The sequence below is a fragment of the Enterococcus sp. MMGLQ5-1 genome (assembly GCF_013155265.1).
Classification (GTDB): domain Bacteria; phylum Bacillota; class Bacilli; order Lactobacillales; family Streptococcaceae; genus MMGLQ5-1.
In genome coordinates this window covers 559,626-576,053 of sequence record NZ_JABJXU010000001.1, presented here as the reverse complement: position 1 = coordinate 576,053, position 16,428 = coordinate 559,626, and the positions used below count along the sequence as shown (strand labels likewise).

General features: G+C 37.3%; 15 protein-coding genes. All 15 read right to left on the bottom strand.

Annotation, left to right across the window (positions count from 1 at the left end; genetic code table 11):
• Positions 1-48: 48 nt before the first annotated feature.
• A complete protein-coding gene (gene hemC, locus HOY35_RS02525; protein WP_172210437.1) occupies positions 49-954 on the bottom strand; it encodes a hydroxymethylbilane synthase in 906 nt (301 codons plus the stop codon).
• 71 nt (positions 955-1,025) lie between these two features.
• Positions 1,026-1,490: a bifunctional precorrin-2 dehydrogenase/sirohydrochlorin ferrochelatase gene (locus tag HOY35_RS02520; RefSeq protein ID WP_172210436.1), complete on the bottom strand. Its 465-nt coding sequence runs from the start codon at positions 1,488-1,490 to the stop codon at positions 1,026-1,028.
• Positions 1,459-2,214, bottom strand: a complete 756-nt coding sequence (locus tag HOY35_RS02515) for a sirohydrochlorin chelatase (RefSeq protein WP_172210435.1) — start codon at positions 2,212-2,214, stop codon at positions 1,459-1,461. The genes HOY35_RS02520 and HOY35_RS02515 overlap by 32 nt, the downstream gene beginning before the upstream one ends.
• 16 nt (positions 2,215-2,230) lie before the next feature.
• Positions 2,231-3,742 (bottom strand): amino acid permease, encoded by a 1,512-nt coding sequence (locus HOY35_RS02510; RefSeq protein ID WP_172210434.1) that lies wholly within the window; start codon positions 3,740-3,742, stop codon positions 2,231-2,233.
• A 1-nt stretch (position 3,743) separates the two neighbouring features.
• The gene (cobA, locus tag HOY35_RS02505) at positions 3,744-4,718 is read right to left on the bottom strand and encodes a uroporphyrinogen-III C-methyltransferase (protein WP_172210433.1); all 975 of its coding nucleotides are present in this window, start codon (positions 4,716-4,718) and stop codon (positions 3,744-3,746) included.
• The gene (locus HOY35_RS02500; protein ID WP_172210432.1) at positions 4,711-6,324 is read right to left on the bottom strand and encodes a nitrite/sulfite reductase; all 1,614 of its coding nucleotides are present in this window, start codon (positions 6,322-6,324) and stop codon (positions 4,711-4,713) included. Before HOY35_RS02500 ends, cobA begins: the two co-directional genes overlap by 8 nt.
• Before the next feature lie 225 nt (positions 6,325-6,549).
• Entirely contained in the window at positions 6,550-8,247 is a 1,698-nt protein-coding gene (locus HOY35_RS02495) for a sulfate adenylyltransferase subunit 1 (RefSeq protein WP_172210431.1), read from the bottom strand.
• Between the two features lie 85 nt (positions 8,248-8,332).
• A complete protein-coding gene (gene cysD / locus HOY35_RS02490; RefSeq protein ID WP_172210430.1) occupies positions 8,333-9,133 on the bottom strand; it encodes a sulfate adenylyltransferase subunit CysD in 801 nt (266 codons plus the stop codon).
• Between the two features lie 184 nt (positions 9,134-9,317).
• Complete coding sequence (locus HOY35_RS02485) at positions 9,318-10,382, bottom strand: ABC transporter ATP-binding protein (protein ID WP_172210429.1); 1,065 nt, start codon at positions 10,380-10,382, stop codon at positions 9,318-9,320.
• Positions 10,383-10,428: 46 nt separating this feature from the next.
• On the bottom strand, positions 10,429-11,043 hold the full coding sequence (locus HOY35_RS02480) for a phosphoadenosine phosphosulfate reductase family protein (protein WP_172210428.1): 615 nt from the start codon (positions 11,041-11,043) through the stop codon (positions 10,429-10,431).
• A gap of 25 nt (positions 11,044-11,068) precedes the next feature.
• Positions 11,069-11,881, bottom strand: a complete 813-nt coding sequence (locus HOY35_RS02475; RefSeq protein WP_172210427.1) for a sulfate ABC transporter permease subunit — start codon at positions 11,879-11,881, stop codon at positions 11,069-11,071.
• A gap of 7 nt (positions 11,882-11,888) precedes the next feature.
• Positions 11,889-12,719, bottom strand: coding sequence for a sulfate ABC transporter permease subunit CysT (gene cysT / locus HOY35_RS02470; RefSeq protein ID WP_172210426.1), 831 nt, complete (start codon positions 12,717-12,719; stop codon positions 11,889-11,891).
• 21 nt (positions 12,720-12,740) lie between these two features.
• Entirely contained in the window at positions 12,741-13,775 is a 1,035-nt protein-coding gene (locus HOY35_RS02465) for a sulfate ABC transporter substrate-binding protein (RefSeq protein WP_172210425.1), read from the bottom strand.
• An 864-nt stretch (positions 13,776-14,639) separates the two neighbouring features.
• Positions 14,640-15,635 carry an L-threonylcarbamoyladenylate synthase gene (locus HOY35_RS02460; protein WP_172210424.1) on the bottom strand — a complete coding sequence of 332 codons (996 nt, stop codon included), beginning with the start codon at positions 15,633-15,635 and terminating at the stop codon, positions 14,640-14,642.
• Entirely contained in the window at positions 15,628-16,428 is an 801-nt protein-coding gene (prmC, locus tag HOY35_RS02455; protein WP_172210423.1) for a peptide chain release factor N(5)-glutamine methyltransferase, read from the bottom strand. Before prmC ends, HOY35_RS02460 begins: the two co-directional genes overlap by 8 nt.

Below are 16,428 nucleotides of genomic sequence, written 5' to 3'. Positions count from 1 at the left end.
TAACACCCCCTACTCCAATCACTCAGTGTAAACATTAACATGATCTATTTATGGTTTTTCAATAGCCACCTGCTTCAATAGTCTATTGGCAGCTAGCTTGCCAAGTCCAAACGGCTGAGCTGACTGGAGATGCAATCGATGCCCTACTGATTGACGATTCTTGGCCAAAAATGCATCTAACTGCCAAAATTCAGCTTTTTTTCTGGCAAGTGCAGCAATTGGAATCTCACAATTACCATTTAAAATACCCAAAAATTCTCGCTCAATTTCAGCGGCAATTTGTGTTTCAAGGTGATTAATCGGCTTTAAAAAATCAAGTATGTCATAATCTTCACTACGGCATTCAACCGCTAAAATACCTTGGCCAATGGCTGGAATGAAGTGGTCTTTCGATAAGCGTTGATAATTCAAAGCCTTCAAATAATCAAGCCTTTCTAATCCAGCCTCAGCAAGAACTAGTGCATCATAGGCACCAGCTGCTAATTTCTCCAGGCGCGTTTCAATCTTGCCACGCACATCCTTCATCACAACATCTTGTCGCTGTTCCAAAATTTGCATTTCTCTGCGTACACTACTCGTGCCAATCACACTACCTGCTGGTAGGGTTTCAAGCTGGTAATCAGGATGATTAAAAATAATTACATCAAAAGCTGAGCCTCGCTTGGGATAAGCACCAATAACTAAGCCCTCTAGCAAGGAATAGGTCATGTCCTTTAAGCTATGAATCGCAATATCAATTTCACCAACTAAAAGCGCGGCCTCAATATCCTTAACAAAGACACCTTTGCCGCCAATCTCCTTCAGTGAAAACTGGGTTAATTTATCACCCAATGTCTTAGTACCAACAATATCATAATCAAATAAGCCATGCTGCGCTTGTAATAGATTGATTACAATTTGTGTCTGCTTAATTGCTAATGGACTTTCTCTTGTTCCAATTTTTATTTTTCGCATTAAAATTTACACTTCCATTATGCATATACCCATTATCATGAAAAGGCATTCATAAAACAACTGATATGCAATTATTTTTTATCAATTTGTGAGTGCGCCGCCACAGAGAAAAGCTTTTGCAATTGTCTTTTTATCTGCTTTGTTTGCTTAGGATTTTTTCCAGCTGTTGTCAAAGCAATCGTAACCTCATTCGCTTCAATCTCGCCCATCGAAAAAAAATCCGAATTATGTTTCTGTGTTGTATCATTTAGCCATTGATTTGGTCTAACATCAGCTAAAATTTGCTGATTAACAGCAGGATTATCTGTACAAATATAGATCAAATCTGCTTCAGTAATATCTGCTGTTTCATAGCTCTTTAGCTTTAACTTAATTCGATTAAGTGAAGCCAGTGATCTAAGCTCATTAGTCGCCTCTTCAGCAATCACAATCACCTGAGTTTCAGTCACCAAGCGCTGAGCCTTACGTGTCGCAACCCGACCGCCACCAATAATAATTACTTTTTTATGTCGTAAGCTTAACAAAATTGGTATCAAATTGCTGCTCCTCTTGAATCACATTGACCAAAGCAGAAACAATGCGTGGATCTAAGGCAAGTGTTTCAGCAAATGGAATTGCTTCTGATGGACTAAGCGCTTGCACACTATGATAAATCTTTTGAACAAGAACACCATCATAAATAAAAAATGGCAAGACAACCTGTGGAATTGAATTTTGAAGATTTGTTTCAATTATTGACCGATAGGTTCTCTTACCCAGAAAATCAACAGGCTTAACAACCTTACCAGTGTATTCACTTAATTTATTTGCCACTCTTGCAAGGCCCAATTCAGCTTCAGCAAAGTGACGCGTACCATGTGCCAATAAAATAATTTCAGCATTTGAAAAATCACTATCTATTTCTTGAATTCGATCAAGCAATATTTCAAAAACGGACTGCGCTTCGCCAAACGTTCTTAGAAACTTTACTGTAATCTCAGGTAATCCACGAAGGGCAGCTTTAACCTGAATAGGAATATCAACTAATGCATGCAAGGCAGGAAATAATAAAACAGGTATAATAATCAGCTCTTTAGCACCTGTCTTCACAATCCGATTTATCACAAGCTCAATCGTATCACGCTGTCTTTCTAAATAAGCAATTTGATAGAAATCTGCGTAATCAGCCAAGCTTTCTGAGGCTTGATTAATTAATTTTGCTAATGCCTTATTTTTTTGTCTAATTTGACTACCATGTACTACAAAAATAACTGCTTTCATCGATAACCTCCGTTGTTCAATTTTTTAATAGCTGAATTGTTGACTGTTCCTTTAAAATTTTACGCTGATAAAGCTGATTGGCAATTAAGAAAGCACCAACTGGACCAACTAATAAAAAGAACACACTCAACCAGCCTTCATCTAACCAGGTGGCATAAATTTCAAAAACAATCGCCAACGAGATGGACAGCATGACCGAGCACATTAATAATCTAATTTGCCATTTTTTCTGAATGATATTGAGATAATGGCCTTGAAAATTTCTCTTAAAAAATGGATACGCAAGGGCAATCAAAAAATAAGGCAGGCTTCGTGATAAATTTGTCATTAGGGTCAGCTGATTATACATTGAACTAATAAAAGGTGTCCCCAATGATAACGCAAGAACAAAAAGGCTGATGATAGCTGCTTGAATATTGATTGCGCGACTCAAGACACCATAGCGGTTTTCTTGGTATAAGCGTGGCTGAAAAAAATGAGTCCCCGTGCTACTTATCAATACCTTAAGCGGTGCGTAGCCAATCGTTGCCAATAGACCAATATATGCTGTAAATAAAGTCAAAGCAGTGTAACGAATATAAGCCTGATTTAAAATATGTGTGCCTTTTGCAGAAAGCTTAAAGGACTGACTGAGCTCATTTGACAATAGGGACATTAAGCCATACATTAAATTACCCAAATGCTGATTAGTCAACTGGCGAACAGAAGCAAAATTACTGCCAATAGCCCAGCTCAGAATATCCAAAAAATATAATAATAAAACAAAGAAGCCACCTAATAAAACCGCCTTAGAAAATTTATTTTGCTGATTTCCTAGCTTATCAACTAAGCTAGAAACGGTATCTAAGCCCCCAAAAGCAGTAATTGCAAAAATAAAAAAAGGCAATTGTGATAAAATACCCGTTAAATTCTGAGTTTCAAAAAAACTACCAGTATTAATACTGCTGCTCAAATTTGGTAAAATTTGTTCTGGATGCCTAATTGCCAAAATTAAATTACTTATGACAGTCAAAGCAACTAAACCAACCATTAAAATACCGCTTAAATAAAGACAGCGGATAATTTTAATAAAGCCATGATTAATAATCCATGTCATTATCAAAACGCCGATTAAGCTTAAAATTGTTAAGACCCATTTCGTTGATACACCAAAAATAGTTGTCAATTTTGAAATATCGTAACCAAAAATAAGCACACTGAATGGAATCCAAAGCTTTAGAAATAGACTCATCATCCAAATAAAGTAGCTTGAATACCAAATAAAGCTGGTTATAAAGGCAAGACGCTGTGACAGATTTTCTGAAAGCCACTGATAAAGACTACCCTTAGAATTGGGATAGGCACTTGTAAATTCGGAATTAATAATTGCAAAGGGTACAAAGTAAAAAATAGCTGCCATAGCAAGCCAAGGCACTGCATGCAAGCCCATCGTAAAAAAAGCAGTTGTAGAGCTTGAAAATGAAAAAACCGTCGTGGCAATAATCAATACTATTTTTTGAAAAGAAATGGCTGCTTGTTTTTTTTCCAAATTACACTCCTAGCTGTTTTTTTAGCTTTTCTAAGGCTTCAATTGTTGCATTATTTTTCAAAATTATTTCTGAAAAATTTCTATTTAAATTTTCTCTATCAAGTGAATTAAAGCGTGCTTGACGTCTAGCACCAACAATTGTGAACCAAACATCTGCTCCCTCGCTAGTATATTCACTAATTTCAGCTAAGGTCGGTATTTGGTCAGTCACGACTAATAGCTGTTCTTGAAATTTAGGCAGGCTCTCAAACCAGCTCTCGCCTTGACGAACGGTTACTGCACGACCGATAATAATTAGTGCTGGATTGATAATCTCTTGATTCTTAATTAACATTTCAAAATCAGCTAATTTAGTTGTCAAAGTCCGTTGATAGCCTCGTGTCCCATTTTCAATAATTGCAATCGGCATAGTTTTTTCCACTTGCTGTTTTCTTAAAATACTCGCAACAAGGTCTAAGCTTGAAACGCCCATATACAAAACAACCGTTGTATCTCTTAATATTTTTTTAAAATCTGTTTCAAATAAATCAACTAGGGTTTGTCGTGGTGTAATCATTAAAACACGCTCGGCAATTTGGCGCTGGGTGATTGGAATATCAGCGTAAATACTGGCTCCACTGGCTGCCGTTATGCCCGGCACCACTTCATAAGCCACCCCTGCTGCTCTTAAGGCTAATAGCTCCTCGCCAACCCGCCCAAAAATTGAAGGATCACCGCCCTTTAATCGAACAACCTGCTTGCCACAACGAGCTTCTTTAATGAGTCGTGCTTCAATCTGATTTTGTGTTTGCTTATGCGCAGCCGGAGACTTTCCAGCATCAATCAGCTCACTATTCTCATTAGTTAAATATAATAAAATTGGATTTGCTAAGCGATCATATATAACAACATCTGCCTTTTTCAGCAGACGTAAGCCCTTTAAGGTTAATAGCTCAGGATCACCACTGCCGGCACCAATTAAATAGACTTTATTCATAGGCAGCCAAACTTTCTATCAATTGATTTTGAAAAGGCTCAGTTCCCGTGCGTTGAAAGGTCTGATAAAAGCTTTCATTCTGGATTCGTTCTTTTAAATACAGACCTACTAGATCTGAAATTACTGGGATGAGGAGGCTTTTTGGCACCCTGCCTTTGATTTCTTCATTGAAATGACCACCAGCTAATAGACTTCCTCCAATTGCAATTTGAAAGGTTTCAATTGGTTGACGATTAACATCACGCCCCGCAATGCCCTGAATACCAATATCTGCTATATTTCGATGCGCGCAGGCATTCATACAGCCAGTCAAAATAATACGGATTGGTTGCTCAAGCTGATATTTTTCGTCCAAATGCGCCAGTAAATCACGTGTAATATTTTTAGTATTAGTATAAGCTAAATTGCAAAATTCATTTCCAGTACATGTCAGACCATAATCCTGAAAACGTGAAGTTTCAATTGGAAATTTAGCAAATATAGGTAATTTAATAATTGTTGATAGCTGCTGATTCGGTAAGAATGGAATGATTAAATTTTGCGAGTGATCAAAGCGAATTTCACCTGTACCATATTGCTTTGCGATTGCTACAAAGCTAGCTAAATCAACTGCCTCTAGCCTTCCAGTAGGGACACTAACACCGATGTAAGAAAAACCACGCTGCTTTTGCTGATGAACCCCTAAGACAAGACCATTATTCCAACCAATAACTCGATTGACGCCAGCGCTCTCAAGCTTACCGACGCGCTTTTTCAATTCCTCACTAAATCTTTCAACACCCCAGTCCTCAATTAAAAACTTCAAACGAGCCTTTGACCGACTACGACGATAGCCATAATCTCGATAAAGAGCAACTACCGCCTCTGAAACCTTTACAACTTGATGTCTTTTCACAAATAAATCTAGGGTTTTTGCCAAATAAGGCTTGGCACCCAAGCCACCGCCTACCTTTACCCCAAAGCCCTTATAATTACGACCATTAATTTGCTTTGTTGCTGGAAAAAATGCCAAATCATTAATTTCAGCATTTGCCGAATTATAATAATTACTGCTAACTGAAATTTTAAACTTTCGAGGTAGATTTGAAAAATCTGTATTTTCTTGGAATTTTTTATGAACAGCTAATAAAGTGGAAGTTGCATCAAATAATTCATTTTCATCAATACCTGCTAAAGGGTTACCAATCACGTTACGGTTAATATCACCCTCGGCACCTCTCGTTGTTAAACCAACGCTTTCAATGCTGGCAAAAATTTGAGTCAGTTTGGCAAAGGGGATGTGATGATATTGGACGGACTGTCTAGTTGTAATATCTACAATACCATGTGCATATTTTTGAGCAATTTCAACTAGCTTTCTGCCTTGCTCATTATTAATTATGCCTGCTGGTAGCTTAATTCGCATCATGAATAAGCCATCGGTCTGTGGTTTTTGAACAGTTAAACCAGCATACTTAAAATACATAAAATAATCCTTGGAAATTTCAGAAAATGGTCTTTTAACCAATTCAGGTAAATCATCAAAAACCGCTAAGCCATCTTTTTCAAGCTTGGCAATTTCATTTTTATTAATTTTTTCGTTCGCCCAGGTTGCGATATATGACATAAATACCTCCTAAAAAATTGACCGAGATTGCAGCTATTACTATGATAAAAATGATTTTTGACCTCCAGCCACTTGATAAATAATCATTTTTCAGGTTAATCGATTAAGCTTTTTCATCATAGAAAAATATAAAGAAGTAAAAAAGCGCCTTTAATATCAAGCAGCGAGGCTTATCAAGCCAAAACGATACGCTTTGCCTTAACCAGCTGTTTTTAATACCAGATTTTAAATTAAATAGTAATTATCACTAAAATAAAGCTGACGATATTTTTCAAAGCTGAGCCATTTATTATAAAAATGAGCTTTATTTTTACCTTCTAAGTATTGATATTCATCTAAAAATTGTAGAAAATCTGATTGACTGGTAATTTCAATCGCAAAGCCATCACTACTAATTAGAGGAAATTTAGAAAATTCAAATACTTCCAAGGGCAAGAATGCGTCAAAATGTCCGTTGCGAACAGAAACTACTGTTTTTTCATTAATCACCAAAATATCAAAATTAGCTGGATAATGATAAGTAGCTCCTTTTAAGGTTATCTGCTCACCGAGATGGTATAATTTCTGCTGAGCCTCACTTTCGATCTTACCACCCTGATAGATGAAATATTCATCAAAGGCATGCAATGCGAGTAGCTTTTCGTTATTTGTAATATTAATTCCCTTAAGCGCTGCTTCACCAAGAATTCTTTGCTCAGCAACGGTGCCACCTCCCGAAACATCATAGCCATCAATAATCACAAAGCGACCAGTAATACTGAAATCTTTAAATGCGTCAAAAACGATTGCTTGCTCAGTTGCAAAAACGACCTCGGCAACATCATTGATTTTAACTTGATTTGCATTTTCAAATTGTTCAAGCGTTGAAGCATCCAAAACATTTTCAATTCTAACAACCTCTCCATAAATTTCTTGAGTAGCAAGCTTTAATTTATAACGCTTATTTTTAATTAATGGTGCCTTGCCCATCCAGAATATATTTGCAGAAAAGGCATTAGCTACAATTGGTGCTGTATCAGTCTTGGTAATTATTTCACCACGATTATTAAAAAATTCATCTTTAACGGTAATCCCGATTGATTCACCAGGTAATGCCCTTTGCTTTTGATCCTTTTTTTGCCAATAGGCAAAGCCTTCAACAACTGTTGTTCGACCCTCTGGAAAAATTTGAATCGTATCGCCAACACTAAGTGTCCCAGATTCAACTCGGCCTGAAATAATCCGACGATCATCAAACTTATAAACATCCTGAATTGGCAACCTGAGTGGTTGATTTGCAATATCTGCATCCTTTTCAATTGAATCTAAAAGCTCAATCAGAGTTTTGCCAGTATACCAGGGCATGACACCAGTTTGCTTCAAAATGTTTTCACCATAAAATGCCGAAATCGGAATATAGTCAAGTATTTCAAAATCTAGTGATTTGATGAATTGCTGTAAATCAAGCTGAACCTGCTTGAACCTATTTTTTGAATAACCTGTTAAATCCATTTTATTGAAAATTGCATAGACCTTTTGAATACCTAATAATTTAAGCATATAGGCATGACGCTTAGTCTGTTCTTCAACACCACGCTGAACATCAACAATCAGGAATGCCGCTTCAGCACTTGCTGCACCTGAAATCATATTTTTTAAAAATTCCACATGTCCTGGTGCATCAATAATCAAATACGCTCGATTTTTAGTTTGAAATTGAATTTGTGTAATATCTATAGTAATCCCTTGCTGCTGCTCCTCTTCAAAGGCATCCAATAAATAGGCGTATTCAAACGGCTTGCCAGTTTCCTTAGCAATTCGTTTAACCTTATCAATTGTCCCTTGTGGTAACGATTCTGTATCATGCAATAATCTACCAATGACTGTTGACTTACCATGATCAACGTGACCAACAACCACTAAATTTAACGATGTCTTCGCCATGAATTCCTCTTTATCTAATTTATATCAAATATATTTATTATTAATAACCTACAAGACAACTCGCTTCGCCATATATAAAGCTTAATCACATATAGCCTTCTTTTCTCAGCTTTTGCATTGCATAAGTATCTGCCTGATCCTGCGCTCGCCCTGCTCGTTCTCCAACGTTCGTATTTTTTAATTCCTCAATAATCTCTGCGACATTTCCCGCTCGGCTCTCAATCGGTCGCGTACAGGGCGCACACCCTAAGCTACGGTATCGCTTCCCATTTTTAGAAAAATACAAGTCAATAATTGGAATCTGCTCACGCTGAATATATTCCCAAATATCTAATTCCGTCCATTGTAATAATGGATGGACTCGAATATGATTGCCCTTTGGGAAGTCAGTCTTATATTGATTCCAAAGCTCTGGTGCTTGTTTGGTATAATCCCATTTATCCGCCTGATTTCGTTCTGAAAACACGCGCTCCTTAGAGCGACTGCCTTCTTCATCACGACGCACACCAACGATCAAGCCTTCAAAGCCATAAATTTTAGTAACCTGGTTTAAGCCTTCTGTTTTCAAGGCCGCACAGCATTTCAATCGCCCTTCGCTAGGATTCATCCCCGCGTCAATTGCGACTTGATTAGTGTGAACAATTAAATCAAGATTAAGCGCCTTAGCGACACGATCACGATACTCAATCATCTCAGGTATTTTATACGTCGTGTCAACATGAATAAAGGGAAAGGGGGTATGACCGTAAAATGCCTTTTTGGTCAACCACAATAATACCGTTGAGTCCTTACCGATTGACCAAAGCATCCCTAATTTTCCTAGCTTTTTATAGGCCTCTCGCAAAATATAAATACTTTCTGCTTCTAATTGATCTAAATGATTCACAATTTTCACCTTCTACATTTTGTTAATTATGCATTAATTTCTTGATTAATCTCACCAATCGGAAAATTTCGCCACCTCTAACTGTATCTCTCAGCTATTCGGTATGATGCGTATTTTAGACTGGATTTTATTAGCTACCAATGGCACTAATATATTTGTTTTTCTACCAACCGTGTCCAACACTTTATAAACCACTACCTAGGATAGACAGGCGAGTATTTGGATTTTCAATGACAGAAGCCTCTGTCTCATTAAAAACATAAAGACGATAGATAAAAACCTGAACAGTTTCTCCACATTCAAATATAGCCTTCTCTAAAGAACGATTTGTAACCAAGTGTATCCCCTTTACTGCTACTGATATTTCTAAAAATGAGCCCCTAAATTTAACTGACTCAACAATTCCTAACTCAACTGAGGCTTCGTATTGCACTAGCTCATCTCTTTTAAAAAGCTGAATAAACTCTGGACGGACGACCGCCTTAGCATCCTCAGTAACAGACTCAAAGCCTTTTAATCGGTTAATATTATTAATGACGTCGCTTTCACCAATAAATTGCGCAACAAAGGGCGTTTTGGGCTGCTGATAGATTATCAATGGCGTCGCCTGCTGTACCACCCGACCTTTGTTTGTCACAATAATTTCGTCAGCGACCTCAATCGCCTCCTCATGATCATGAGTTACAAAAATACTTGTTATACCAATCTTTTGAATCACTGCTTTTAACCACGTTCTAAGCTCTTTTCTAATCTTCGCATCAACCGCTGCAAATGGCTCGTCTAATAATAAAACATGTGGCTTAGGTGCAAGTGCTCTCGCAAAGGCGACCCTTTGCTTTTGTCCACCAGAAAGCTGGCTTGGATAACGTTTTTCTAAGCCACTAAGACCAGTCAGCTCAATTAATTCAGCAACCCTTGCCTTAATTTCATTTTTAGAATATTTTTTAACTGATAAGCCAAAGGCAATATTTTCAAAGACGGTCATGTAACGAAATAGCGCATAATTTTGAAACACAAAGCCAATTTCACGCTTACTTGCGGTTAAATCATTGATGCGCTTTCCATTGATCAAAATATCACCACTATCGGCCGATTCGAGTCCAGCAATCATGCGTAAAATAGTCGTCTTACCACTTCCAGATGGTCCTAATAGGGCAACAAGCTGCCCTTTTTTTACACCAAAATTTATATCGTGGCTTGCTGGATAGTCACCATATTTTTTATTGACGCCCTTTAATTCAACATACATTACGCCACCCTTTCTAGCTGTTAAAATTAATAAATTAGCTATTAAATTAATGCTTTAAATGCAATCCACATTCTCGTTTTTCATTCACTTTAGTTGGGTCAAAATAGTGGTCATTATTTGGTAAGTCATGAGCTTGTAAATATTGCCACATGTCTTGGCTAGTCCACTCTAGTAATGGTGCCGCCTTAATTAAGCCATCCTGATTAATTGCAACCTTTTTCATATTGGCTCTAACTGCCGAATCCTCAGCGCGCAAGGCTGTCCACCAAATTTCTGGCTTTTGCTCCGTTAATGCACGTTCAAATGGCTCAATTTTTACTAGCTGGGTAAATTGATCATGCTCTGGTGTATCAATCACCGGAAGCTGTTCACCGTGGATGGCTTGATAATGTGCCTTTGATACTTGTGGATGGTAAATTGTTAAATTCAAATTTAGCTTCTGCGTTAATTTATCAGCAAAAACATATGTTTCCTTTGTATTATAGCCACTATCCATCCAGATAATCGGTAGCTTAGGCTCATATTGGACTAAGCTATGGATTAATACTGCCTCAAATGGTCTAAAATTTGTCGTACATATTGAACGCTGCTTTAGCTGTAAAAGCTGTTCAATAATGCCTTGACTGTCCCTTTGATTAATTTCTTGCAAATTGATTGACATTAATAACTCCTATTTTTTATTTTGTTCACTTCATTGAATGTTGACTTTTATGCTCGACGACATTACGAATAATTAAAATAATAATTGCGATAATCACCAAAATCGAGGCAACAGCATACGAAGCAGAAAACTGATATTCGTTATAAAGCAGCTCAACCTGTAACGGAACCGTCACCGTTTTTCCTCTTAAATTGCCCGAGACGATTGAAACTGCGCCATATTCTCCTAAAGCACGGGCAGTAGTTAAGACTAAGCCGTAGATCAGAGGCCATTTAATATGAGGTAGCGTAATTTTTCGATAAATATAGCTTGCCGATGCACCAAAAATGGCTGCAGCTTGCTCTTCTTCATTACCTCGAGCCTCCAAAACAGGAAGTACCTCACGTGTCATAAATGGTAGCGTAACAAAAATGGTCACTAAAATTACAGCAGGCAAAGCAAAGATAATTTTAAGTCCTAAAAAATCAACGAGAGGGAATAGCCAGCCGATTCTACCAAAGGTTAAAACATAAAATAGACCAACTACAATTGGTGAAATCGCAAAAGGAATATCAATAATACTGATTAATAAGCTTTTTCCTTTAAATTGAAAATTAAACAATAGCCAAATTGCTGCCAGACTAAAAACAATATTGACAATAATCGTTATCAGAGTTGTTACCAAAGTCAGCTTTAAGGCCTTTAAGGTATACTCGTCAGAAATAGCAGCTAGATAGGCATTAAATCCATTACCTAAGGCACTCGTCATCACGAAAAATAGAGGTAAAATTAACATTATTACTAAAAAAATTACTGCAAGCGTAATGAGCAAATATTGAGTAAAGGTTTTATTCTTCATTTTCTAATCACCTCACAAATCGCTGCATTTGATGCTGAATTAAATTAATCACAATCATTACTAAAAAACTGAAGATTAACAATACTAAAGCTATCGCAGTGGCACCTGAATACGAGTGCTCATTTAATTGACTTGCAATTAGCAATGATGGAATTTCTGTCTTAAAGGGTTGATTGCCAGCAATAAAAACGACTGAACCATATTCACCCATACTTCTAGCAAAGGCTAGACTAAAGCCAATAAACAGAGGGAATTTCAATTCTGGAAAAATAATTCGGCTAAAAATTTGAAATGGCGTCGCTCCCATCACACTTGCTGCCTCCTCATAGATTGGATCTAGCTTTGCAAGCACTGGCTGAACCTCACGAACGACAAAGGGAATTGTAACAAAGGTCATTGCCACTAGAATGCCGAGCTCTGTATAAGAAACCTTAATCCCAAAGTGTAATAAAAGCTGTCCCATAAACCCTTTATCTGAATAGAGATTGGCTAAGGAAATACCTGCAACGGCAGTTGGTAAAGCAAAGGGTAGCTCTACTAAACCATCAATAAAACGTTTGCCAAAAAAGCTGTACCGTACCAAAACCCATGCTAAAATCAAGCCAAAAACGGTATTAATCAATGCTGCAAAAAAAGCAGTTTTTACACTTAATAAATAGCTCAATACGACTCGCTTACTCATAGCAATTCGCCAAAATTCATCAATGCCAATTTTTGAGGTTTGTAAAAAAATAGAAATCATTGGAATTAAAATAATCAGGCTAATCATGGTCATAGTGATACCAAGGCTAATACCAAAGCCCGGTACAACTCGATTTTTTTTTAGGCTAAATCGCATCTAGTCCCCCTATCCTCCAAGCTATTTTGCATATATTTGATCAAAAATACCACCATCATTAAAATGCTTCTCTTGAACCTTAGCCCAGCCACCAAATAATTTATCATCAATTTGTACCAGCTTTATTGCTTCAAATTGATCTGCATATTCCTCAGCAATTTTTTTATTTGTTGGTCGATAGTAATTTTCTGCCGCAATTCTTTGCCCCTCATCTGAATATAAATATTCTAAATAAGCCTTTGCAACCTTTTCTGTGCCACGTTCCTTAGCGATTTCATCGACAACTGCAACTGAGGGCTCCGCTTTAATACTAATACTCGGTGTGATGATTTCATAATCCTCTGGATGCTCCTTTAGTGATAGATACGCTTCATTTTCCCAAGCAATTAATACATCTCCCTGACCATTTTCAACAAAGGTCGTTGTTGCCCCGCGAGCACCTGAATCTAAAACTAAAACATTTTGATACAAGGATTTTTCAAAGGCAATATTTTTAGCCTCTGACCCAGCATATTTTTCATTGGCATAGGCCCATGCAGCTAAATAATTCCATCTCGCGCCACCTGATGTTTTAGGATTTGGTGTGATTACGCCGACCCCCTCCTTAGTCAAATCATCCCAATCCTTAATATTCTTAGGATTGCCCTTGCGAACTAGAAAAACAATCGTTGAGGTGTATGGCGAAGAATTTTCTGGAAACGACTTTTTCCACCCCTCATCAATCAAGCCCGCTGCTTCAATACTGGTCACATCTTGTTCCAAAGCTAAGGTCACGACATCGGCCTCATTACCTTCAATAACTGAATTTGCCTGTTTTCCACTCCCCCCGTGGGACTGTGTGATTTCCACCTGCTGATTTTCTTTTTTCTGCCAGTATTTTTGGAACGCCTGATTATAGGCTTCATAAAGCTCCCTGGTCGGATCATAGCTAACATTAGTGATTGCTACCTCCTCCTTTTCGCCTGTATCAGCTGAGCTAGTTTTTTCTGAACTACCACAACCAGCAGTAGAAAATAAAATAACAGTAGCTAATCCCGATATGAATCTTTTTTTCATAACAACACTCCCCTTTAGACCTAATTAATTTGATTTTTTAAAAGCTTCTTAATTTTTTTATAATTTCCGTTCGAACTTAAAATAAAGTGTAACACTTGATAAAATGGTTGAATAATAGTAATTGAGCTGACGAGTGATAGCAAATAACTATCATTTTGGCAATCAATATGCTCAATAGAAAAATAAAAAAAGACTGCGACATACGTCCAGTCCCAAAATGTAAAGAAATGTCCGAAATATAATCGAGCATTTGTCTATATTGTGCGCCAGCACATTTTGTGCTGCTCAAGGCTACTTTGAATATTGTAGTTTTATTGTGAAACTGGGATTGTTCCGATAAACAATTCCACATTAGACCTATAAAGAATGGATCGAAATATTTATCAGCCCAATTCATTGTAGACCGCAAAAAAAGCATACTTTGAAAGTATACTTTGTCTATTCTAAGACTACGACATACGTCCAGTCCTCTTGGTTTAACATTCGTAATTAACAGGTAACATTATGGCAGCAAACAGTCAACGCCTAAGTGGAAAATCTGCTAAGGTACATTGCCGCTAGCTTGCTTTCAATACCATAGCTATTTAGGAAAAGGGCGTAAACGGCTTGTTTTGAAATGTGAATATAAGCAAAAATAATTATAATGGCGTTTTTTGCCATGCCGACTAACTGCCTCAAATTTCATTCTGAAATTTGAGGCAGTTAGTCGGCATGGTATGTAATTGAACTAAACTTTTATAAGCGACCTAGGAGCGCTTTAGCGCCCCTTTCTATGTCATTAATCAGCTTTTATCACATCATTTTTTATCTATTGATAACTTTATAATGAATTTAAATGACAAATATTTTTATAATTTGCGATTTTTAGATATGAAAATCTGTAAAGCTTTTACCACCACTCGCCTTTTGCAAACGATTCATATAGGCCCTTGCATTTTCACCTGCATAAACCTCAACAAAAATTGCTGAAATGCCCGACTGATCAAATTGACGCAGGGCCTGATATAAATTACGGGTTGCCATTTCAATTGACTGATTATTTGATAGGACAAAAGTATGGGCATGCCTAAAATTCGATAGGAAGCTTTCATCCGCCACTATCGCTAAATCTGCTTGGTCAGGTATTCTTGAAATTTCAGCGCCTGTTACCATAAATACTGACACGCTAGGCGAATAATGCTGATATTTCATCCCCGGTGCCTTTGGTATTTCCTCATCGCTAATCAGATGTCTATCATATTCTAATTTAGGTAAAATGACTTTCAAATCAGAAAGTGTCACTTTTCCCGGTCGTAAAATTAAGGGCGTTTTGCCCGTCAAATCAACTACCGTTGACTCCACACCAATCTTTGCGCTACCACCATCTAAAATTGCCGATATTTTACCGTCTAAATCATGAAAAACGTGAGCCGCCTTGGTTGGTGATGGCTTACCAGAAGTATTAGCAGATGGACCAACAATTGGTGTGCCAAGCTGTTCTATTAGATTAAGGGTTAATTGAGAATCAGGCATTCTAAAAGCAACCGTTGATAAACCAGCAGTGACCTCATCAGGTAAATTCTTGGCCTCCAGAATTAAGGTTAAGCTACCCGGCCAAAATTGTTCTACTAATTGATAGAAAACTTTCGGGATTTTTTTTGCATAACGCTCAACCATTGATAAATTAGAAACATGAACAATCAAAGGATTGTCACTTGGGCGTCCCTTTGCCTGAAAAACTGCCCTGACAGCTGCCGAATCAGTCGCAGGTGCACCTAATCCATAAACCGTTTCTGTTGGAAAAGCAACTAGCTCACCTGCCTTAAGAAAACGAACCGCTTTATCAATACCTACGGAATTTGCCTTTAAAATTTCAGTCATCTAATTTCATCCTTACCATTCGGTCTTTGCCGAATAAATCCTTTAATACCGTAATTTCACTCGTTGGAAAAGCTCGCTTTAATAGCCCACTCACTGCATGAGCTTGTGCAAAACCAATTTCAAAGTATACGCAAGCTTGGGGGGTTAAGTGGGGTTTCATTTGCAAAATAATTGCTTGATAAATTGCCAAGCCTTGATTTTCAGCAAATAAAGCTAAATCTGGCTCGTATTTAATGACACTTGCATCCATCAATTCGAGCTCATCAAAGCTAATGTACGGTGGATTGCTGACAATAATATCAAATTTCCCTTCTATTTTTTCAAATAAATCACTCTGAATTGTTTCAATTGATAAATCGAGATTTTTTGCATTTTTTCTGGTAATTTTCAATGCATTTTCAGAAATATCACTTGCTGTAAGCTGCCATTTTGGACGATTAGCCTTTAAAGCTAGACTGATTGCACCGCTACCAGTGCCAATATCTAAAACACATCGTTTCTTATCATCAAAATCCTTTAATACTAAATCAACCAATTCTTCCGTTTCTGGTCGCGGAATTAAAACATTTTCATCAACATATAAGTATAAGTCAAAAAAATGAACCGTGTGCGTAATATATTGTAAGGGATAGTCGTCAGCAAGTAAGCCCTTTGATTCAGCCAAAAAACGAAGTGAATCCTCATCCACTTCGCTTTGAAGATTCAATAATAAATCAGTTTTTTGCCAATTTTTATGATGTAATAGCAGACTCTCTACCTGATAGCCCTCATTTAGTAATTCGTAATATTTCAC

Bases quoted from the DNA above. Each gene is read 5' to 3' on its own strand.
- hemC (WP_172210437.1), bottom strand. From the start codon at position 954: ATGCGAAAAATAAAAATTGGAACAAGAGAAAGTCCATTAGCAATTAAG.
- HOY35_RS02515 (WP_172210435.1), bottom strand. From the start codon at position 2,214: ATGAAAGCAGTTATTTTTGTAGTACATGGTAGTCAAATTAGACAAAAA.
- cobA (WP_172210433.1), bottom strand. From the start codon at position 4,718: ATGAATAAAGTCTATTTAATTGGTGCCGGCAGTGGTGATCCTGAGCTA.
- HOY35_RS02500 (WP_172210432.1), bottom strand. From the start codon at position 6,324: ATGTCATATATCGCAACCTGGGCGAACGAAAAAATTAATAAAAATGAA.
- HOY35_RS02495 (WP_172210431.1), bottom strand. From the start codon at position 8,247: ATGGCGAAGACATCGTTAAATTTAGTGGTTGTTGGTCACGTTGATCAT.
- HOY35_RS02485 (WP_172210429.1), bottom strand. From the start codon at position 10,382: ATGTATGTTGAATTAAAGGGCGTCAATAAAAAATATGGTGACTATCCA.
- HOY35_RS02480 (WP_172210428.1), bottom strand. From the start codon at position 11,043: ATGTCAATCAATTTGCAAGAAATTAATCAAAGGGACAGTCAAGGCATT.
- HOY35_RS02475 (WP_172210427.1), bottom strand. From the start codon at position 11,881: ATGAAGAATAAAACCTTTACTCAATATTTGCTCATTACGCTTGCAGTA.
- cysT (WP_172210426.1), bottom strand. From the start codon at position 12,719: ATGCGATTTAGCCTAAAAAAAAATCGAGTTGTACCGGGCTTTGGTATT.
- HOY35_RS02465 (WP_172210425.1), bottom strand. From the start codon at position 13,775: ATGAAAAAAAGATTCATATCGGGATTAGCTACTGTTATTTTATTTTCT.
- HOY35_RS02460 (WP_172210424.1), bottom strand. From the start codon at position 15,635: ATGACTGAAATTTTAAAGGCAAATTCCGTAGGTATTGATAAAGCGGTT.